This window comes from Mycobacterium sp. IDUB_5 (genome assembly GCF_055419565.1).
Window position 1 is genome coordinate 150,007 of the sequence record NZ_JBVAXX010000002.1, and the last position, 20,096, is coordinate 170,102.

21 protein-coding genes are annotated in these 20,096 nt (G+C 68.9%); 10 read left to right on the plus strand and 11 right to left on the minus strand.

Features of this window, described 5'->3' with window-relative positions:
- Positions 1 to 48 precede the first annotated feature (48 nt).
- The 6 genes from ACZY1G_RS05705 to ACZY1G_RS05730 all read left to right on the plus strand — a co-directional run bounded on the left by ACZY1G_RS05705 (position 49) and on the right by ACZY1G_RS05730 (position 5,347).
- Complete coding sequence (locus ACZY1G_RS05705; protein WP_463815587.1) at positions 49 to 729, plus strand: O-methyltransferase; 681 nt, start codon at positions 49 to 51, stop codon at positions 727 to 729.
- Between the two features lie 116 nt (positions 730 to 845).
- A complete protein-coding gene (locus tag ACZY1G_RS05710) occupies positions 846 to 1,502 on the plus strand; it encodes a TetR/AcrR family transcriptional regulator (RefSeq protein ID WP_463815586.1) in 657 nt (218 codons plus the stop codon).
- Complete coding sequence (locus ACZY1G_RS05715; protein ID WP_463815585.1) at positions 1,495 to 2,424, plus strand: ABC transporter ATP-binding protein; 930 nt, start codon at positions 1,495 to 1,497, stop codon at positions 2,422 to 2,424. Before ACZY1G_RS05710 ends, ACZY1G_RS05715 begins: the two co-directional genes overlap by 8 nt.
- On the plus strand, positions 2,421 to 4,064 hold the full coding sequence (locus ACZY1G_RS05720) for an ABC transporter permease (protein WP_463821849.1): 1,644 nt from the start codon (positions 2,421 to 2,423) through the stop codon (positions 4,062 to 4,064). The genes ACZY1G_RS05715 and ACZY1G_RS05720 overlap by 4 nt, the downstream gene beginning before the upstream one ends.
- Before the next feature lie 2 nt (positions 4,065 to 4,066).
- Complete coding sequence (locus ACZY1G_RS05725) at positions 4,067 to 4,741, plus strand: methyltransferase family protein (protein WP_463821850.1); 675 nt, start codon at positions 4,067 to 4,069, stop codon at positions 4,739 to 4,741.
- A gap of 15 nt (positions 4,742 to 4,756) precedes the next feature.
- On the plus strand, positions 4,757 to 5,347 hold the full coding sequence (locus tag ACZY1G_RS05730) for a DUF4126 domain-containing protein (RefSeq protein ID WP_463815582.1): 591 nt from the start codon (positions 4,757 to 4,759) through the stop codon (positions 5,345 to 5,347).
- 10 nt (positions 5,348 to 5,357) lie between these two features.
- Here ACZY1G_RS05730 and glgC read toward each other — a convergent pair whose 3' ends face one another.
- Positions 5,358 to 6,572 (minus strand): glucose-1-phosphate adenylyltransferase, encoded by a 1,215-nt coding sequence (glgC, locus tag ACZY1G_RS05735; protein ID WP_463815581.1) that lies wholly within the window; start codon positions 6,570 to 6,572, stop codon positions 5,358 to 5,360.
- A 180-nt stretch (positions 6,573 to 6,752) separates the two neighbouring features.
- On the opposite strand from glgC, the gene glgA reads away from it, so the two are divergent.
- The gene (glgA, locus tag ACZY1G_RS05740; RefSeq protein WP_463822210.1) at positions 6,753 to 7,925 is read left to right on the plus strand and encodes a glycogen synthase; all 1,173 of its coding nucleotides are present in this window, start codon (positions 6,753 to 6,755) and stop codon (positions 7,923 to 7,925) included.
- 12 nt (positions 7,926 to 7,937) lie between these two features.
- Here the strand turns inward: glgA and ACZY1G_RS05745 are convergent, their stop codons facing one another.
- The 7 genes from ACZY1G_RS05745 to ACZY1G_RS05775 all read right to left on the minus strand — a co-directional run bounded on the left by ACZY1G_RS05745 (position 7,938) and on the right by ACZY1G_RS05775 (position 13,575).
- Positions 7,938 to 8,105: a DUF3117 domain-containing protein gene (locus ACZY1G_RS05745; protein WP_003406247.1), complete on the minus strand. Its 168-nt coding sequence runs from the start codon at positions 8,103 to 8,105 to the stop codon at positions 7,938 to 7,940.
- Between the two features lie 157 nt (positions 8,106 to 8,262).
- Entirely contained in the window at positions 8,263 to 8,859 is a 597-nt protein-coding gene (locus tag ACZY1G_RS05750) for a DNA-3-methyladenine glycosylase I (protein WP_463821851.1), read from the minus strand.
- Positions 8,856 to 9,167 carry a DivIVA domain-containing protein gene (locus ACZY1G_RS05755; protein WP_463815579.1) on the minus strand — a complete coding sequence of 104 codons (312 nt, stop codon included), beginning with the start codon at positions 9,165 to 9,167 and terminating at the stop codon, positions 8,856 to 8,858. Before ACZY1G_RS05755 ends, ACZY1G_RS05750 begins: the two co-directional genes overlap by 4 nt.
- Positions 9,168 to 9,228: 61 nt before the next feature.
- Positions 9,229 to 10,188, minus strand: a complete 960-nt coding sequence (locus ACZY1G_RS05760; RefSeq protein ID WP_463815577.1) for a glucosyl-3-phosphoglycerate synthase — start codon at positions 10,186 to 10,188, stop codon at positions 9,229 to 9,231.
- Positions 10,185 to 11,009, minus strand: coding sequence for a dihydropteroate synthase (folP, locus tag ACZY1G_RS05765; RefSeq protein WP_463822211.1), 825 nt, complete (start codon positions 11,007 to 11,009; stop codon positions 10,185 to 10,187). The genes ACZY1G_RS05760 and folP overlap by 4 nt, the downstream gene beginning before the upstream one ends.
- Before the next feature lie 128 nt (positions 11,010 to 11,137).
- Positions 11,138 to 12,946 carry a long-chain-acyl-CoA synthetase FadD6 gene (gene fadD6 / locus ACZY1G_RS05770; protein ID WP_463815575.1) on the minus strand — a complete coding sequence of 603 codons (1,809 nt, stop codon included), beginning with the start codon at positions 12,944 to 12,946 and terminating at the stop codon, positions 11,138 to 11,140.
- Between the two features lie 71 nt (positions 12,947 to 13,017).
- On the minus strand, positions 13,018 to 13,575 hold the full coding sequence (locus ACZY1G_RS05775; RefSeq protein WP_463815574.1) for an LOG family protein: 558 nt from the start codon (positions 13,573 to 13,575) through the stop codon (positions 13,018 to 13,020).
- 29 nt (positions 13,576 to 13,604) lie between these two features.
- Here ACZY1G_RS05775 and ACZY1G_RS05780 point away from each other — a divergent pair, with 29 nt between their 5' ends.
- Entirely contained in the window at positions 13,605 to 15,599 is a 1,995-nt protein-coding gene (locus tag ACZY1G_RS05780; RefSeq protein ID WP_463821852.1) for an AAA family ATPase, read from the plus strand.
- Between the two features lie 7 nt (positions 15,600 to 15,606).
- Here ACZY1G_RS05780 and ACZY1G_RS05785 read toward each other — a convergent pair whose 3' ends face one another.
- Both ACZY1G_RS05785 and dapE read right to left on the minus strand, forming a co-directional pair.
- The gene (locus ACZY1G_RS05785; protein WP_463821853.1) at positions 15,607 to 17,208 is read right to left on the minus strand and encodes an ABC-F family ATP-binding cassette domain-containing protein; all 1,602 of its coding nucleotides are present in this window, start codon (positions 17,206 to 17,208) and stop codon (positions 15,607 to 15,609) included.
- A 79-nt stretch (positions 17,209 to 17,287) separates the two neighbouring features.
- On the minus strand, positions 17,288 to 18,352 hold the full coding sequence (dapE, locus tag ACZY1G_RS05790) for a succinyl-diaminopimelate desuccinylase (protein WP_463815571.1): 1,065 nt from the start codon (positions 18,350 to 18,352) through the stop codon (positions 17,288 to 17,290).
- A gap of 56 nt (positions 18,353 to 18,408) precedes the next feature.
- On the opposite strand from dapE, the gene ACZY1G_RS05795 reads away from it, so the two are divergent.
- Entirely contained in the window at positions 18,409 to 18,765 is a 357-nt protein-coding gene (locus tag ACZY1G_RS05795) for a YidH family protein (protein WP_463821854.1), read from the plus strand.
- Positions 18,765 to 19,085 carry a DUF202 domain-containing protein gene (locus ACZY1G_RS05800; RefSeq protein ID WP_463821855.1) on the plus strand — a complete coding sequence of 107 codons (321 nt, stop codon included), beginning with the start codon at positions 18,765 to 18,767 and terminating at the stop codon, positions 19,083 to 19,085. The genes ACZY1G_RS05795 and ACZY1G_RS05800 overlap by 1 nt, the downstream gene beginning before the upstream one ends.
- Positions 19,086 to 19,089: 4 nt before the next feature.
- On the opposite strand, the gene ACZY1G_RS05805 is transcribed toward ACZY1G_RS05800, so the two are convergent.
- On the minus strand, positions 19,090 to 20,085 hold the full coding sequence (locus ACZY1G_RS05805; RefSeq protein ID WP_463815568.1) for an aminotransferase class IV: 996 nt from the start codon (positions 20,083 to 20,085) through the stop codon (positions 19,090 to 19,092).
- Positions 20,086 to 20,096: the final 11 nt, after the last annotated feature.

Here is a 20,096-nt window from a genome sequence, read left to right on the forward strand (position 1 = left end):
GGGCGTGTCGACGTACCGGCGCCGCGGCCGACGCTCTACGCTGCGGGCATGTCGAGCACCGACGAGCCCACCGCCGGCGACGGCGAGTCCCCGGTCGCCCCGAGTGCCGCCGAGGCGATCGTCAGCCACGCGGAACACTCCATCTCCGAGGATGCCATCGTCGCTGCCGCGCGGGAGCGGGCCGTCGACATCGGCGCAGGAGCGGTGACGCCCGCGGTCGGTGCTCTGCTGTGCGTCCTGGCCAAGCTGACCAGCGCCAAGGCGGTGGTCGAGGTCGGCACCGGTGCCGGCGTCAGCGGGTTGTGGCTGCTGTCCGGCATGCGCGAGGACGGCGTGCTGACCACGATCGACGTCGAACCCGAACACCAGCGGATCGCCAAGCAGGCGTTCACCGAGGCCGGCGTCGGCCCGGGCCGCACCCGGTTGATCAGCGGGCGCGCCCAGGAAGTGCTGACGCGACTGGCCGACGAGACCTACGACCTGGTGTTCATCGACGCCGCGCCCAGCGACCAGCCTCAGTTCGTGGTCGAAGGGGTGCGGTTGCTGCGGCCGGGCGGTGCGATCGTCGTGCACCGCGCGGCGCTGGGCGGACGGGCCGGCGACGCCACCGCCAAAGACGCCGAAGTCAGTGCGGTGCGTGAGGCAGCCCGCCTGATCGCCGAGGACGAGCGGCTGACTCCGGTGCTGATCCCCCTCGGCGACGGCCTGCTGGCCGCTGCCCGGGACTGAATTTTCTCTGCCGAGCAGACACAAACTCCGGCGCGTCGACGGTGACGCGCCGGAGTTTGTGTCTGCTCGCGATGATCTCTTGACCCGCGACTAAACACGCGTTTAGCCTACTAAACATGCGTTCAGCCGATGATCTGACCGCGGTGGCCCGGATTCGAGACGCCGCCATCGACCTGTTCGGCCGAGACGGCTTCAGGGTCAGCGTGCGAGCGATCGCGGCGGCCGCCGGTGTGAGCCCCGGCCTGGTGATCCACCACTTCGGCAGCAAGGACAACCTGCACCGCACCTGCGACGACTACGTCGCCGAGACGATCCGCGCCGCGAAGTCCGAGTCGATCCAAGCATCTGACCCTGCGACGTGGCTCGCTCAGATGGCCGAGATCGAGCAGTACGCGCCGATGATGGCTTACCTGGTGCGCAGCCTTCAGTCGGGTGGGGAGCTGGCAAAGGCCCTGTGGCACACGATGATCGACAACACCGGGCAATACATCGACGAAGGAGTCCGTGCGGGCACCATCAAGCCCAGCGTGGACCCGACGGCGCGTGCCCGGTTTCTGGGCATGACCGGCGGTGGCGCCTTCCTTCTCTACCTGCAGCTCCACCCCGACCCCTCCGATCTGCGCGCGGTCCTGCGCGACTACAGCGAGGAGATGGTGTTACCGGCGCTGGAGCTCTACACCCACGGCCTGATGACCGATTCGACGATGTACGACGCCTTCCTCGACAGGCGCCGACAAGGCATTCCGTTCACACAAGGAGAACCAGATGAGTGAGCATGCTGCGATAGACGTACGGTCGCTGACCAAGACGTTCGGTGTGGTCCGAGCACTCGACGGCCTCGACCTCCAGGTCGCCGACGGTGAGGTGCACGGCTTCCTCGGACCCAATGGCGCGGGCAAGTCCACCACCATCCGCGTCCTGCTCGGCCTCGCCCGCGCCGACTCCGGAACGGTGCGCGTACTCGGCGCCGACCCGTGGACCGATGCCGTCACTCTGCATCGCCAGTTGGCTTATGTGCCCGGCGATGTCACGCTCTGGCCGACACTCACCGGCGGCGAGACCATCGACCTGCTGGCCCGCATGCGGGGCGGCATCGACACGAAGCGTCGCGACGAGCTCGTCGAGCGGTTCAGCCTCGACCCCACGAAGAAAGCGCGCACCTACTCCAAGGGCAACCGGCAAAAGGTGTCGCTGGTATCGGCGTTCTCCTCCCGCGCACGCCTTCTCCTGCTCGATGAACCCAGCACCGGCCTCGATCCGTTGATGGAGAACATCTTTCAGCAGTGCGTCGGCGAGGCTCGCGATCGCGGGGTCACCGTCCTGCTCTCCAGCCACATCCTCGCCGAGACTGAGGCGCTGTGCGACCGGGTGACCATCATCCGAGACGGCCGAACCGTCGAGAGCGGCTCACTGGACTCGATGCGCCATCTGTCGCGCACCTCCATCACGGCCGAATTGCTCCGCACACCTGGTGATCTCACCACCATTCCCGGTGTCGACGACGTCACCGTCGACGGCACGACCGTGCGCGCGCACGTCGACGCGGAGAGCTTGACACAGGTGATGAAGGTGCTCGGCGACGCCGGGGTGCGCAGCCTGGTCAGCCAACCGCCCACCCTCGAAGAGCTGTTCCTGCGCCACTACGACACCACAGACACCGCTGACACCACAGACACCGAGCAGGTGCACGCATGACCGCGCTGCTCGAGCGCCCCCACCCGGCGCACGAGGCACCCAGCCGCGGGACGGGCCTGTCCGGCACCCTGGACCTGTTGCGGCTCTACACCCGTCGAGACCGAATCGTGTTGCCGCTGTGGGTGTTTCTGCTGTCGGTTCCGCTCTCGACGGTCTACGTCGGCGCCACCGCGGCCGTGTACCCCACCGAGGCGGACCGCGCGTCGCTGGCCGCGTCGATCATGGCCAGTCCGGCGCAGCGCGCTCTCTACGGGCAGATCTACACAGACAGTTTGGGTTCGGTCGGCATCTGGAAGGCCGGCATGTTCCACACGCTGATCGCGGTCGCGGTGATCCTCACGGTTATTCGCCACACCCGCGGAGACGAGGAAGCGGGCCGCACCGAGCTGCTCGATTCCACGGCCATCGGTCGCTACGCCGGACTGACCGCGGCGGTGCTGCTCGCCGCCGGTGCGTCCGTCGCGACGGGAGCCATCGGTACCGTCGGCCTGCTCACCCAGAACGTGCCCGCCACCGGCTCGGTGGCGTTCGGAGCCGCCCTCACCTGCTCGGGCCTGGTGTTCACCGCGGTGGCCGCCGTCACGGCCCAGGTGTCGCCGAGCGCCCGTGTCACGCGGGGCGCCGCGTTCGCGGTGCTCGGTACCGCGTTCACACTGCGGGCGGTCGGCGACGCCGGCACTCGCGCCGCGTTCCTGAGCTGGCTCTCGCCGCTCGGGTGGTCGCTGCAGGTCCGGCCCTACGCCGGTGACAGGTTTGCCGTTCTGGCACTGCATGTCGCGCTGACCGTCGCCCTGCTGGCAATCGCCTATCTGCTTCTGTCCCGGCGCGACGTCGGCGCGGGACTGCTCGCCGAGCGCCCCGGCCCGTCCCACGCCCCAACAGCGTTGAGTGGAGCGGTCGGACTGGCGTGGCGTCTGGACCGCGGGGCGCTGCTCGTGTGGACGGTGGGTGTGAGTCTCTACGGCCTGCTGATCGGCAGCATCGTGCACGGTATCGGCGAAGAGATGGGCGGCAGCCAGGTCGCCCGCGACATCGTGGCACGCCTAGGCGGTTCCAGTGCGATCGAGCAGGCGTTCATCTCGGTGGCGTTCAGCATGCTCGGCATGATCGCGGCGGCCTTCGCCGTCTCGCTGGCGCTGCGGTTGCACCAGGAGGAGAGCGGTCAACTCGCGGAAGCCGTGCTGGCCGGAGCCGTCAGTCGAACCCGTTGGCTGACAAGCCATCTGGTGTTCGCGATCGGCGGCCCGGCCGCGGCGCTGGTGGTCGCCGGCCTGGTCACCGGGCTGACCTACGGCGCCGCAGTCGGCGACGTCGGCGGCACGCTCCCGACCGTGCTCGGCACCGCAGCCGCCCAACTGCCCGCGGTGTGGCTGCCCGCCGCGGTGGCCGTGGCACTGTTCGGCGTCGTGCCGCGCTGGGCGCCGGCCGCGTGGGCCGTTCTCGTCGCGTTCATCGCGGTGTTCATGATGGGGTCACTGGCGAACGCGCCGCAGTGGCTGCTCGACCTGGAGCCGTTCAGCCACGTCCCCCACGTCGGTACCGGTGACTTCACCGTCGTGCCGCTGGTATGGCTGCTCTGTCTCGACGCCGCGGCGATCGCCCTGGGCGCCATCGGTTTTCGACGGCGTGATCTGCGCTGACCGTGAAGATCATCCTGCAGGCCCTCGCGTCGGCGGTTCTCGGGATCCTGTGCCTCGGTCTGGCGTTGTTCATACCGGCCGGCACCGTGAGCTACTGGCCGGGATGGGGTTTCATCGCGGTCTTCACCGCGTGTTCGGTGGCCTCCGGCGCGTACCTCGCGATGCGCCGGCCCGATGCGCTGGCACGCCGGATGAAGGTGGGGCCGACGGCGGAGAAACGTCCGGTGCAGCGGGTCATCATCACCGCGACCGTGGTGGCGGTGTTCGCGACGCTCGTCGTCGGTGCGCTGGACTGGCGGTTCGGCTGGTCCGCAGTTCCGGTCTGGCTCGTCGTCCTCGGCGAAGTCATGGTCGCCATGGGGCTACTCGGCGCCCAATGGGTTGTGGTGCAGAACGAGTGGGCCGGCGCGAGTATCACCGTCGAGGACAACCAGCCGGTGGTGTCGACCGGACTCTACGGTCTCGTCCGACACCCGATGTACAGCGCGACGCTGGTGATGATGGCCGGGATGCCGCTGGCGCTGGGCTCGCTGTGGGCGTTTGTCGTCGTGCTGGCAGCAGTCCCGCTGCTTGTCGCGCGAATCCATGATGAAGAGCGCGCGCTCACCGCCGACCTGACCGGTTATCCGGAATACATGCAGCAGGTGAGATTTCGGCTGATCCCTCACCTGTGGTGAGCCCATACTGAGCCCATGGAAGTGCTGACCGGGTTCGGGCTGGCGAGCGCGGCGGGGCTCAACGCTTACATCCCTCTACTGGCGCTGGGACTGCTGGCCCGGTGCACCGACCTGGTCACTCTGCCGTCGGGCTGGGCGTGGCTCGAGAACGGGTGGGTGATGGCCATCGTGGCGGTGTTGCTGGCCGTCGAGGTCGTCGCCGACAAGGTGCCCGCCCTCGACAGCGTCAACGACACCGTCCAGACGCTCGTCCGGCCCACCGCAGGTGGAATCGTGTTCGGCTCCGGCACCGCGGCACAGACGTCCGCCGTCACCGATCCGGGCGCCTTCGCACAGTCCGGTCAGTGGATTCCCGTCGCCGCCGGTGTCGTCGTCGCCCTGGTGGTGTCGCTGACGAAGTCGACGGTCAGACCTGCGGCCAACGTCGCGACGGCAGGCATGGCCGCGCCGGTGCTCAGCACGATCGAAGACGTCGTCAGCGTGCTGCTCGTGGTGCTGGCGATCCTGGTCCCGGCCCTGGTTCTGGTCGCGCTCGTCGTTATGGCCTGGGCCGCAATCCGGCTGATCCGGCGCCGTCGACGTTCCTCGAAAGCCGCCATCCGCTGAGGACCCGGGGCTAGACCCAGACGCCCTTGCCGACTGCCACGACGCCGCCGGCGCTGACCGAGAACCGTTCCCGGTCCTTGTCCAGGTCGACGCCGACCATCTCCCCCGGGCCGACCACGACGTTCTTGTCGAGAATGGCGTGCCGCACGACCGCGCCGCGGCCGATCCGCGCGCCCGGCATGATCACGCTGCCCTCGACGATCGCACCGTCGTCGACGGCGACGTTCGACGACAGCACCGAATTGCGCACCGATGCCGCCGAGATGATGCTGCCGGCGCCGACGACGGACTCCTGAGCCGAGCCGCCGTTGACGAACTTGGCCGGCGCCAGGTTCTCGGAGCTGCCACGGATGGGCCACCGCTTGTTGTAGAGGTTGAAGATCGGGTGCACGGAAACCAGATCCATGTGGGCGTCGTAGAACGCGTCCAGGGTCCCGACGTCGCGCCAGTAGCCGTGGTCGCGCTCCGTCGCGCCCGGCACCTCGTTGTTGTTGAAGTCGTACACCGACGCCATGCCGTCGGACACCAGCCGCGGGATGATGTCGCCACCCATGTCGTGGTCGGAGTCGTCGTCTTCGGCGTCGGCACGGATCGCGTCGATCAGCACCTTGGTGGTGAAGATGTAGTTGCCCATCGACACGAACGTCTGCTCGGGATCGTCGGGCGTCCCCGGCGGGTCGGCGGGCTTTTCGATGAACCCGCGAATGCGCCCCGACTCGTCAGCGTCGATGCAGCCGAACGCGCTGGCTTCGGCGCGCGGCACGCGGATTCCGGCGACGGTCGCGCCGGCGCCGCTGTCGATGTGCTGCTGCACCATCTGCTCCGGATCCATCCGGTAGACGTGGTCGGCACCGAAGATCACGATGTAGTCGGGGTCCTCGTCGTAGATGAGGTTCATCGACTGGTAGATCGCATCGGCCGAGCCGGTGTACCACCGCGGGCCGAGACGCTGCTGTGCCGGCACCGGGGTGATGTACTCGCCGGCAAGCCCCGACAGCCGCCAGTTCTGCGAGATGTGCCGATCCAGCGAATGCGACTTGTATTGGGTGAGAACGCAGATCCGCAGGAATCGGGCGTTGACCAGATTCGAGAGCACGAAGTCGATCAGCCGGTAGGCGCCGCCGAACGGAACCGCGGGCTTGGCGCGATCGGCTGTCAACGGGTACAGCCGTTTACCTTCTCCGCCGGCCAGGACGATGCCCAGCACGTGTGGCGCTTCCCTCATGTAAACCAACCTATCGGCAGGTTGTGACGGGGGCCAGCTATTGGCGGGCATTGGCGCGTTCTCGGCTCCACGCCACGGCACGAGCATCAGGACAAGTGCATCAAGACAATTGAGGATGCGGCGCCGACCGCGGGCCCATCTGGGTACGGTCACTCCATGCGGTCGGCAGTGGATAGGTCCATGCGAGTGGCGATGATGACGCGGGAATACCCACCGGAGGTCTACGGCGGCGCCGGAGTTCACGTCACCGAGCTGGTCGCGCAGCTGCGCAACCTGTGCGAGGTCGACGTGCACTGCATGGGTGCGCCACGACCGGGGGTGACGGTCGCGGCGCCGGATCCGGCGCTGGCGGGCGCCAACGCCGCGCTGTCCACGTTGTCCGCGGACCTCACCATGGTCAACGGCAGTTCCGCGGCCACGGTGGTGCACTCCCACACCTGGTACACCGGCATGGCCGGGCATCTGGCGGCGCTGCTCTACGGCGTGCCGCACGTGCTGACGGCGCATTCGCTGGAACCGATGCGGCCATGGAAGGCCGAGCAGCTCGGCGGCGGATACCGCATCTCGTCGTGGGTGGAGAAGACGGCCGTGGAAGCCGCGGACGCGGTGATCGCGGTCAGCTCCGGAATGCGCGGCGACGTGCTCCGCACCTACCCGGCGCTGGACCCCGACCGGGTGCACGTGGTGCGCAACGGCATCGACACCGACGTCTGGTACCCCGCCCAATCCGATACCGAACCCGACCCCGAGCAGTCCGTGCTCGCCGACCTGGGGGTTGACACGAGCCGTCCGATCGTCGCGTTCGTCGGCAGGATCACCCGACAGAAGGGCGTCGCGCACCTGGTCGCCGCGGCTCATCACTTCGCACCGGAGGTGCAGCTCGTCCTGTGCGCCGGTGCGCCCGACACCCCGGAGATCGCCGAGGAGGTGGCTTCGGCAGTCCAGCAGCTGTCCAGCGTCCGCACGGGCGTGTTCTGGGTGCGAGAGATGTTGCCGACCGCCAAGATCCGCGAGATCCTCACCGCTGCAACAGCTTTCGTCTGCCCGTCGGTGTACGAACCACTGGGCATCGTCAACCTCGAAGCGATGGCATGCGGAACGGCCGTGGTCGCGTCCGACGTGGGCGGTATCCCCGAGGTGGTCGACGACGGCCGCACCGGCCTGCTCGTCCACTACGACCCCAGCGATGCGGCCGCGTTCGAGCGGGACCTCGCCGAGGGCGTCAACGCGTTGGTGGCGGACCCGCAGCGCGCCGCGACGTTCGGCGCTGCGGGTCGAGCCCGCTGTATCGAGGAGTTCTCGTGGGCACAGATCGCGGAGCAGACCCTGGAGATCTACCGCAAGGTCTGTTGAACGCCCGAGGCGCTAGCTGGTGACGCCCTTGAGTTCGTCGCCGAGGGCGGCCGCCTCATCCGGAGTCAGCTCGACGACCAATCGTCCGCCGCCTTCCAGTGGTACCCGCATCACGATGCCGCGCCCCTCCTTGGTTGCTTCCAGTGGACCGTCGCCGGTCCGGGGCTTCATCGCCGCCATCGAGTGCCTCCTCCACATGGGCGTGCCCGTCAGGGCCCGATTGGTCATGCACGCACCGATGACGTCGAACGCTGACAGCATCGGCTCTGAACTGCTTCAGACATCCATTGTTCCCTATCGACGCCGTCTCGTGTGCAAAGACCCGCTATAGCTGGGCCTACAGGTCCGTTCGCGGCACCCAACAGTCCGCGACGTGGTCGTCCACCATGCCGGTCGCCTGCATCAGCGCGTACGCCGTCGTGGGACCGACGAACCGGAATCCCCGACGCTTGAGTTCCTTGGCCATCGCGGTGGATTCCGGCGACGTGGCCGGCACCGCCGACAGCTCGGCGGGCCTCGGTCGGGTGGCCGGCGCGAAGGACCACAGCAGGTCCGCCAGATCGCCGCCCGCATCGGTCAGGTCGACGACGGCTTGGGCATTGGCGATCGTGGCCTCGATCTTCGACCGGTTACGCACGATGCCGACGTCAGACATCAAACGCTCGACGTCGTGCGCGGTGTAGCGGGCCACGCGCTCGACGTCGAAGCCGTCGAATGCCACGCGGAAGTTCTCGCGCTTGCGCAGGATGATCAGCCACGACAGCCCGCTCTGGAACGCTTCGAGGGTGATTCGCTCGAACAGCGCACCCGAATCGCGTAGCGGCCGCCCCCACTCTGTGTCGTGATAGTCGCGGTAGAGCACGAAGTCGTCGTCGGACAGGCGGGCCTGGTCTATCCAGCCGCAGCGGACCCGACCATCCGAGGAGACCGTCATGCGCCGTGCTGAGGAAGGTCACGCGACGCCCGCACGGCGGCGAGCTCCTCACGCAGCTCGTCGATCTCGCGGCCCAAGCGCTCGAGCGCCCAGTCGACCTCACTGGCCTTGTAGCCCCGCAGCGTCTGGGTGAACTTCAGCGCCTCGACGTCGGCCCCGGTGATCTCGGTGGCGGGCAGTGCGGTGGCCGTGGTCGCCTGCGGCAGCGGCGGCAGCACCTCACCCCGGCCGAACAGCACACTGCCGATCGCGAAGAGCACGATGCCGACGAGCACCAGCACGACGAGGTAGAGCAGAACGAGTGTCACACGTCGATAGTGCCTCAGCGCACCGACAAGGTCAGCGTCAGCGGGGCCTTCACCGAGGGCTTCACCGAGGGCGGAGCGTGACCATCGGCGGCCGGTCGTCCAACGACACCGACGACGTGCGGGGCGTGTAATCCTCGCCGTCGGCGAAGAACTGTGTCAGCCCGACGCCCGAGTCCGGGATGCCGCAGCGTTGCAGGAGCGTCGCGATGACCTGTCGGCTCATCGAGGCCAGTTCCGTCAGCGGACGGTTGCGGTGGGTGCGGACGCCCAGGTTCACCTGTGCGATCCCGTCGAGTCCCAGCCGGTCATAGGCGTCGACCAGCAGGCCGATCTCCACGCCGTAGCCCGGGGCGAAAGGTACCGCGGTCAGCAGCTCCCTGGTGCCGGCGTACTCGCCGCCGAGCGGTTGGTACAGGCACGTCAGCTCAGGGCGCAGCGCGGCCAGCAGGGGCCGGGCCACCAGCTCGGTGACGCGACCGCCACCGTTGGCGTCCTCGCGGCCGCTGACCTTGAGCGGGCGCCGGTAGAAACCCTTGACCAGGTGCACGCCGTCGGCGGTGAGCAACGGGCCGAGCAGCTTGGGCACGAACATCGGGTCCGGATCGAGCAGATCGGAGTCGACGAACGCGATCAGGTCGCCGGTGGTAGCGGCCAATGACCGCCACAGCACCTCGCCCTTGCCGGGCGCTGGTGCCACCTCGGGCAGCGCAGCTTCGCGGCTGATGACGCGCGCCCCGGCGGCGAGCGCGCGGATCTCGGTGTCGTCAGTGGACCCGGAGTCGAGCACGACGAGCTCGTCGACCAGTCCGCCCAGTAGCGGCGTGATCGTCTCGACGACGCCGGCCACGGTCTCTTCCTCGTTCAGCGCCGGGAGCACCACCGAGACGGTGCGGCCTTTCTTCGCGGCCTCCAACTCGGCGACCGTCCATGCCGGACGGCTCCAGCTGTGGTCGGTCAGCCAGCGGTGTTCGGCCATTCCCTGGGGGCCCATTCCCGTGACGCGCTCGGACAACACCGTCATGCCAGTCCCCTCACCGTGCGTTGTGGCGGACGGACGCCGTGAATCGACGCCACCATCTCCAGTACCCGACGTGTGGGGCCCACCTCGTGCACGCGGAACATGGCTGCTCCCTCGGCGGCCGCGAGTGCGGTCGCCGCCAGGGTGCCCTCCAGGCGTTCGGTGAGTCCCACACCCAGAGTCTCCCCGACGAAATCCTTGTTGCTCAGGGCCATCAGGACGGGCCATCCAGTGTTAACAAGCTCTTTTACGTGCCGCAACAAACTAAGACCGTGGTAAGTGTTCTTGCCGAAATCGTGTGTGGGATCGATGACGATGCCGTCCCGTCGCACGCCGGCGGCCAGGGCCTGATCGGCGGCCGCGGTCACCTCGGCGACGACGTCGTCGACCACACCACGCTCGGAGATCCCGTAGTTCACCCGGAACGGACGGGTGCGCGGGACCGCGCCGCCGGTGTGCGAACACACCAGGCCCGCGCCGAATTCGGCGGCGACGGACGGCAGGTCGGGGTCTGCGCCGCCCCAGGTGTCATTGATCAGGTCGGCGCCTGCTGCGCAGGCCTGTTTGGCCACCTCGGCGCGCCAGGTGTCGACGCTGATGAGCTGGTCCGGGAAGGTGTCGCGCAGCCATTCGATGAACGGCACGACGCGGGCGATCTCCTCGTCGACGTCGACGGTTTGCCCCGGGCCGGCCTTGACCCCGCCCACGTCGACGATGTCGGCGCCGTCGGCGACGACGCGGTGGGCAGCGTCTTTGGCGGCCTCGTCACTGAACGTGGCGCCACGGTCGTAGAAGGAATCCGGTGTCCGGTTCACGATCGCCATGATCAGCGCGCGATCGCCGGCCACCGGCCGCCCGAGAAACGTCGACTGCACGTCCCCAGGCTACGGACCGTGCGATTTCGGCGTGGTTGTCGTCGCTGAGCGGCGGCAACCACGCCGAAATCACCCGACTACTTGGGCTTCTTGCCCGCGGCGACCTCTTCGGGGTACTCGTCGTAGAACGGCACGTAACCCTCGTCCTTGCCGGAGAGCACGTAGATCGGATCCTCGATCTCCACGTCCTCGGAGTCGTCGTCGTCACCGGAGGCCTTGCCGTAGCCCTCTTTGCGGAGGTCACCCTTCTGCGACTTGAACGTCGACGTGTGGGCCAGCTCCTCGACCACGCGCACGAACAGCGGCACGGCGTAGCCGGGCAGCTTGTCGAAGGCAGCCTTGGCCAGCGACTTGCCGTCGAACTCCTTGCCCTCCTTGAGCTGCACGGCAGCCATGCCCGCCCGACCACCGGCGCCGGGCACCTCGACGCCGAACACCGTGGCCTCCTCGACCTGCGGGTCGGTCGAGATCGCGGCCTCGACCTCGGTGGTGGCGACATTCTCGCCCTTCCACCGGAACGTGTCGCCGAGGCGGTCGGTGAACGCGGCATGCCCGAAGCCCTGGGCGCGCATCAGGTCGCCGGTGTTGAACCAGACGTCGCCCTCCTTGAAGGCGTCGCGTACGAGCTTCTTCTCTGTGGCCTCTTTGTCGGTGTAGCCGTCGAAGGGCTGGAAGTTGCTCACCTTGGACAACAGCAGGCCAGGCTGGCCGGTCTTCACCTTCCGCAGTCGACCCTTGTCGTCGCGCTTGGGGTCCCCGGTCTCCTCGTCGTACTCGACGAACGCCACCGGGGTGGGGCAGATGCCAGTCGTCTTGTCGATGTTGAGCACGTTGACGAACGCCGTGTTGCCCTCGCTGGCCGCGTAGAACTCGCAGACCCGCTTGATGCCGAACCGTTCGGTGAACTCGTCCCAGATCGCCGGCCGCAGCCCGTTGCCTGCGATCACCCGGACCTTGTGCTGGCGGTCGGTCGGCTTCTCCTCCTTACCGAGCAGGTAGGTGCAGATCTCGCCGATGTAGACGAACGCGGTGGCCTCGTAGCGGATGACGTCGTCCCAGAACTTCGACGCCGAGAACGACTTGCCCAGCGCCAGCGTCGCACCGGAATTCAGCACCGACGACAGCGCGACCGTCAGAGCGTTGTTGTGGTACAGCGGCAGGCAGCAGTACAGCGTGTCGTTGCTGTTGAGCCGCATGCCCAGGCCGCCGAACCCGGCCAGCGCCCGCAGCCAGCGGTAGTGCGTCATCACGCTGGCCTTGGGCATACCCGTCGTGCCCGAGGTGAAGATGTAGAACGCCTTGTCCTTGGCCAGCACGGCCGACGTAGTGGCGGGATTACTGGTGGGCGCGCCCTGCGCCTTCTCCTTCATCTCGTCGACGGTGACCACCCCGGAGGTGTCCGCGCCGCTCTCGGTGATCGGATCGACCAGGTCGACCTCGGCGATCACGACCTTGGCCTCGAGCAGGCCGAGGCTGTGTTTGAGCACGTCACCGCGCTGGTGGTAGTTCAGCATCCCGGCGATGGCGCCGCATTTGACCGCGGCGAGCATCAGCAGCACCGAATCCGGGGAGTTGCGCAGCATGACACCGACGACGTCACCGTGGCCCACACCGCGCGCCGCCAGCACCGCGGCGTACCGGTTGACGGTCTCGTTGGCCTCGCCGTAGGTCAGTTCGATGTCGTCGAACTTGATGAACACCTTGTCCGCGTAGCGGCCCGCGCGATCCTGGAAGACTTTGCCGATAGAGGTCTTCGCCGTCGGACGGGCCAGAAACCCGGTGACGACGCCCTGCACGATCGTCGGTGTGTCCATCAGCAATCCCGGTACTTGGCTCGCGATGTCGAGAACCCCGACACTGCTCCGCTTACCGGATTTACCGCTCATTCGCGCTCCCCTTGATCGTCTGTGGTCGTTGTCGTGCGTGGCTGTCGCCGGTGGTTGTTGTGCCGGTCACACTAGCCCGGCGCACAGGCAGCCAGAGCGGCCTCGATGTCGTCGACGACCGTCAGACGCGCCAGCGCGCCCTCGCCGACATAGCCGCTCTGGACCAACCCGCGTAGCCAGTCCAGCAGCCCCTCGTAGTGCCCCCACGTGTCGAGCATCACGATTGGCTTGGTGTGCATACCCAAATAGCCCGCTGTCCAGGCCTCGAAGAATTCTTCGAGGGTGCCGATGCCGCCGGGCAGCGCGATGAAGGCGTCGGCGCGGTCCTCCATGATCTGTTTGCGTTCGCGCATCGTGTCGGTGACGACGAGCTCGTCGGCCTCGGTGTCGGCCACCTCGCGATGCACCAGCGCCTTCGGGATCACCCCCACCGTCCGCCCGCCGTGGGAGCGGGCTGCCGCGGCCACCTCCCCCATCGCCGAGACGTTTCCGCCGCCGGAGACCAGCGTCCAGCCGCGGTCGGCGATGGCGGCGCCCAGGCGCCGGGCGAGGTCGAGCAACCGGGATTCGGTGGGGCCAGAGGCGCAGTACACGCAGACGGCCCATCTGCGATCGGGTTCCGGGGACACGACCTAAAACTTAGCCATAGGCTGGGCCGGTGCCCGTGCCCACGCCTGTCACCTGGGTGACCGCACCCGACGAGCCGGCCTTGGCACAGCTGGAAGCGGGGGTGCGCGATCGTGCGGGCGCGGCCCTGATCGGGCCTGCCGGAGTGGGGAAGACGTGGCTGTTGCGCCGGGCGGCCGAGCGGCTCGGAGCCGACGTCCCGCGGGTGGACTGGGTGCGCGCGACGGCGACCCGGACCGCGATCCCATTCGCCGCCGTCGACCATCTCGTCGACGTTCCCGACACCGGGACGACGGCGGCCGTCCTGCGGGCGGCCCGCGACCGGCTCGGCGACGGTCGGCTGCTGGTGATCGACGATGCGCATCTGCTCGATCCGCTGTCGGCCGCGCTGATCTACCAGGTGGCGGTCAGCGGGACAGTGAGCATTCTGTTGTCGGCGAGCGTCTCGGCGAACTCGGTGCCCGCCGAGGTCAGCGCACTGTGGCACGACGGGCTGGTGGCCCGCATCGACCTGCAGCCGCCCGGGCACGACGACGACCGGTTGATGGCCCATGTCGGCGACTTCGTCGACGCGGTGACGCCCCAGGCGCGCCGGGTGCTGGAGTACCTGGCGGTGTGCGATCCGCTGAGTCTCGAGGATCTGGCGGTGTTGACGAGCGCCGGTGCGGTCGACGACGCCACCGTGGCCGGGGTGATCACGGTCGACGAGGACGGGGTGCGTCCGGCACATCCTCTGTTCGGTGACGCCGTGCGTGCGGCGTTGGGCGGGCCGGAGATCCGGCGGCTGCGCACAGCCGTGGTGGGGCGCCTGTCGCAGGCGGGTCCGCGGGGCGTGGTCGCCCGGCTGCATCTGGCGGCGCTGGCCGTGGGCAGCGACACGCCACCGCCGGCGGCGCAGGTGTGCGCCGCGGCCAGCGATGCCTTGCGGCTCGGCGATCTGGAGCTGTCCGAGCGGCTGGGGCAGGCCGCGCTGGCGCAGGCGCCCGATCTGGGTGCCCGCCTGACGGTCGGGTACGCGTTGGCGTGGCAGGGCCGCGGCCGCGACGCGGATGCGGTGCTGGCCGAGGTGGAGCCCGCCGGACTGACCGAGGACGAGCTGCTCGCGTGGGCGTTGCCGACGGCGGCCAACCAGTTCTGGATGCTCTCGGAGCCCGAGCGCGCGACGGCGTTCCTGCAGACCACCCGCGGCAAGGTGAGCTCGCCCGCGGCGCGGACCACGCTGGACGCGCTGTCGGCGACGTTCGCGATGAACGCAGGCAACCTCGGCAGGGCCGTCGAACTCGCCGACGAGGTGCTCGGATCGTCGGTCGCCGACGAGACCGCACTCGGCTGGGCGGGTTCGGCCGCGGCGCTGTGCGCGGCCCGCATGGGACGGTTCGCCGACGTCGACGCGCTCGCCGAGCGGGCGATGTCAGCCGGCCAGCCCGGCCTGCTGCGGTTCACCAGCGGCTTCGGCCAGACGACCGCGCTGCTGATGGCCGGGGAGCCCGAGCGCGCGCTGGCGTTGGCGCAGCGGCTCACCGATTTCGCCCAGCGCCGCCAGCCCGGTCGCGCAATCGGTGAGGTGCTGGTCGCCGACGTGCTGATCGCCACCGGCGAGACGGCGCGGGCGGTGGCGCTGTTGCGTGCCTCGGCCGCGGCCCTGGCACCGACGGGGTATTCGTGGGGGCCGCTGGCCTGGATGCTGCTGGCGCAGGCCCTGGGCCGGCTCGGCGAGACCGTCGAGGCTGGAAAAGCGTTGTCGCGGGCGGAGTCTCGGCACGGCCTCAAGTCGATGCTGTTCGCACCGGAGCTTGCGCTGGCGCGGGCGTGGACGATGTCGGCGCGCCGGGACGCCCACGGCGCGGTGGCGGCGGCCCGGGATGCGGTCAAGGCCGCGGAACGGGGCGGGCAACAGGCCGTGGCATTGCGGGCCGCGGCCGACGCTGTGGCGCTGGGCGATCCGCGGGGCGCCGACACGGTGAGCCGGCTCGCGGGCGAGGTGCCGTGCGCTTTCGGGCGTGCCGCGGTGGCCGCATCCGCCTGAATCGAGCTCAGCTCAGGCGTCCGGCATTCAGGCGCAGCGTCCTATCGACACCGATCGCCGTCAGGAACGTCTCGTCATGGCTCACCACGACGAACGCACCTCGATAGGCCTGGAGGGCCTGTTCGAGTTGGGCCACGCTGACGAGATCGAGGTTGTTGGTGGGTTCGTCGAGCAGCAGCAACTCAGGTGCGGGCTCGGCGAACAGCACGCACGCCAGCGTGGCGCGCAACCGCTCGCCGCCAGAGAGCGTGGACACCGCCCGATCGACCGCGTCGTCTCCGAACAGGAACTGCGCCAGCAGATGTCGGCGGCGCGTCACCGACAGCCCGGGTGCGCGGGTGGCGAGATTGTCGGCGAGCGTGGCGTTGTCGTCGAGCAGATCGAGCCGCTGTGACAGATACGCCACCCGGCCACCTGAGCGTTCCACCGTGCCGCGTCCGGGTACGAGATCTCCGAGCAGCACCCGCAGCAGCGTGGTCTTTCCGCTGCCATTGGCGCCGGTGAGCGCGATCCGCTCGGGGCCGCGGATCGAGAACTCGACCCCGGCGAACACATCGCGGTCATCATGCGTGACCGCGATGTCGTTGCAGCGCAACACCATACGACCTGCGGGAACGGCGGTGTCCGGCAGTTCGAGGGTGAGCGTGTCGTCGTCGCGCAGCAGCGCTTCGGCCTCGTCCAGCCGGGTCCGCGCGTCGTCGATGCGCCGCGTATGCACGTCGTCGGTGCGTCCCGCGCTCACCTGGGCACGGCGCTTCATCGCTCCGGCTATGATTTTCGGTATACCCGCGTCGGGCAGTGCCCGCTTGGCGGCGCCGCTGCGCCGGTCGGCGCGCTCCCGGGCCTGCTGGCGATCACGCTTCTGGCGTTTGAGGTGCTGCTCCGCCTGGCGGACCGCGCTGCGTGCCGTGTGCTCGGCCGCCTCGACGGCCTCCTGGTACGCGGTGAAGTTTCCGCCGTACGAAGTGATCTCGCCGCCGCGCAACTCGTCGATGCGGTCCATGCGGTCCAGCAGCACCCGGTCGTGGCTCACCAGCAGCAGGCACCCCGTGAAGTCGCCGAGCGCCTCGTACAACCGGGCGCGCGCGGCGGCGTCGAGGTTGTTGGTGGGCTCGTCGAGGAGCAGGATCTCTCTGCGCTGCAGCAACTCTCGGGCAAGTCCGAGTGTGATGGCCTCTCCCCCGGACAGGGTGCGCAACGACCTGCGCAAGCCGATCTGTCCCAGCCCGAGACGGTCGAGCTGGGCGCGGGCGCGCTCCTCGACGTCCCAGTCGTCGCCAATGCTGGTGAACACCTCCTCACGAGAATCCCCGCCTGTCAACGCCTCCAGCGCGGCCAGCACGTCGGCGATGCCCAGGAGCTCAGCGACGGTGCGGTCGTCGAGCAGTGGCAGGGTCTGAGACAGGTAGCCGATCGTGCCGTCGGTGCTCACCGATCCGGCGGTAGGGACGAGCTCACCTGCAGCGAGGCGCAGCACCGTGCTCTTGCCGGTGCCGTTGGGTGCGACGAGCCCGGTGCGGCCGGGGCCGGCGGTGAAGGACAGGTCGGTGAACAGCGGGGTCTCGTCGGGCCAGGCGAACGAGACATGGGAGAAGACGATCGAAGACATGACAGAACTCTCGAGACGTACGGGCAGATGGCACTTCAGTCGTCAGCGAGAGAGCATGGGTCCAGGGTAACCAGACCCGTCAACCGATTAAGTACCGCCGCAACGTCTCGGTGACCGCGGTGATCTGTGCGACCTCGACGTGTTCGTCGACGCGGTGCGCGGTATTCGGGTCTCCGGGGCCGTAGTTCACCGCCGGCACTCCCAGCGCCGCGAATCGGGACACGTCGGTCCAGCCGTACTTCGCGCGCACGGCGCCCCCGGCCGCCTGCACGAGCGCGGCCGCGGCGGGGCGTGTCAAGCCGGGCAGCGCACCGGCGGCGGAATCGGTCATCTCGAGGGTCACGTCCAGCCCGTCGAACACCTCCAGCACGTGTGCGTAGGCGGCGTCCACGGTGCGGTCGGGCGCGAAGCGGAAGTTCACCGTGACCGAGGCGACGTCGGGAATCACGTTGCCGGCGACGCCCCCGTCGATGCGCACCGCCGAGAGCCCTTCGCGGTAGACGCATCCGTCGATGTCGACGCTGCGGGCCTGATAGTGCTGCAGCCGGGTCAGGACTGGGGCCAGTTTGTGAATCGCGTTGTCGCCCAGCCACGATCGCGCCGAGTGCGCGCGCGTTCCCGTCGCCGTGAGGACGGCCCGCAGCGTGCCCTGGCAGCCGGCTTCGATGAGTCCTCCCGACGGCTCGCCGAGGATCGCCACGTCGGCGCGCAGCCAGTCGGGCAGTTCGCGTTCGATGCGGCCGAGTCCGTTGGCCGACGCCTCGATCTCCTCGCAGTCGTAGAACACCAGCGTGAGGTCGTGTGCGGGTTCGGAGACCGTGGCGGCCAGATGCAGGAACACCGCATCACCGGACTTCATGTCCGAGGTGCCGCAACCGTAGAGGAGGTCGTCGTCGCGGCGGCTCGGAACGTTGTCGGCGGCGGGCACGGTGTCGGTGTGCCCGGCCAGCAGCACGCGCGACGGCTTGCCGTAGTCCGTACGCGCCAGCACCGCGTCGCCGTGGCGGACGATCTCGAAGCCGGTGGTCTGCGCGCGTAGCGCGGCTTCGATCTCGTCGGCGATGCGCGTCTCGTGCCGGGACTCGCTGGGGATGTCCACCAGCGCCGCGGTCAATGCGATCGGGTCACCGTGAAGGTCGAGCACGAGACACACGGTAGTCGGTTCGCTAGCGTGAGAGCGTCGCCGGACTGAGGAGCTCGATGACACCGCCGTCTGAGCAGGAACCGGATTACCGCTTCACCCTCGCCAACGAACGCACCTTCCTGGCGTGGATTCGTACCGCGTTGGCGCTGATCGCCGGCGGGGTGGCCGTCGTGCAGTTCGCGCCGGCGTTCGGGATCGCCGGGGCGCGGCATCTGCTGAGCGTGGTGCTGACCGCCGGTGGCGGCGCGCTCGCCGTGTCGGCCGTGCACCGGTGGCGGGTGGTGCAGGACGCGATGCGCCGCGGTGTCGATCTACCGCCCACCCGCATCCCCGCGGCGTTGGCCGCCGGCATCGCCGTCGTCGCGGTCGGCGTGCTGGTGGTGTTGGTGGTCTGGCCTCCGACCGGGCACTGATGGGCACGGACGTGCCGGAGAAGCCGGGCTTGCAGACCGAAAGGACCCTGCTCTCATGGGAGCGCAGCGCCCTGGGCCTGCTGGTCGGCGGAGCGCTGATGCTGATCCGCCACCACGGCCCACCCATCGCGGGCGGGCCGTGGTTGGCGGCGTCAGCGGGTGTGCTCGCCGTCGCGGTGCTGGTACTCGGATACCGGCGGTCGCGCCGCATCCGCGGCCCCGACGCCGTCGAGGTGCCGACGTTGGAGGTCCGGGTACTCGGTTACGGGACAGCGGCATTCGCGGCGGCCGCCGCGGTGGCGCTGGGCCTCTCGCTGTGAGCCGTCAGTACTGGATGGCCTCGATGAGCGGCGACGGCTCGTCCATCAGCGCCCAGAACCGGTCCCGGATGGCCACGGTCATCGGACCGGGCTCTCCCGACCCGATCGGCTCACCGTCGAGGGTGTTGATCGGGGTGACACCGCCGGCGGTGGTGACCGCCATGATCTCGTCGGCGTCGTAGAGCTCGTGGCTGGTGACGTCACGCAACGTCGCCTCGATGCCCATCGCGTCCGCGATCTCGAACACGGTCTTGCGGGTGATGCCCGGCAGCGCGTTGCGTGACGGGGACGCCAGTACGCCGTCCTTGACGATGCACACGTTGAACCCGGGCCCCTCGGCCACGCAGCTGTCGGAGTCCAACAGGATCGCAGTGCGGGCACCGCGGTCCTTGGCCTCGAAGCTGGCCGCGGTGAGATCGCCCCACTGGTAGTTCTTGATCGTCGGGTCGACGGTGTTGCGGCCGGCGCGACGCACGTGGCGCGGGACGACGGCAGTGGTGCCGAAGATCTGCTCCTGGGGAGGGAACGCCCACAGGTAGGGAATCGCGTAGATGTACACCTGATGGGTGAGCTTGGTCAGGTCCTTCTCCCCCTTGCGTTTTCCATAACCGCGGGTGACCGTCAGGTTGACGAAGGACTCCCGCAGCTGCGACATGCTCACGCACTTCTTGGTGATCTCGGCGAGTTCGTCCTTGCTCATCCCGGCGTCCAGGCGCAGCTTGCGGGCGCCGTCGAGCAGGCGGTCGAGGTGGTCACCGAGCCGGAAGATGTTGCCGTGCCAGACATGTGCGACGGTGTAGGTCAGGTCGGAGTGCCCGAACCCGGTGTCGAAGATCGAGATGCGCGCGTCCTCGGCGGGGATGAACTCGCCTTCGATCCAGGCGACGCCGCCGGCGTACGGGCTCGAGGTGTCCAGTTCGTAGTCGCTGTACTGGATCACCGAGCCGGGCGGGGTGTCCTCGCGGATGGCACCGGGTTCGACAGCGACGAGATTGGACATTCCTGTGTCGG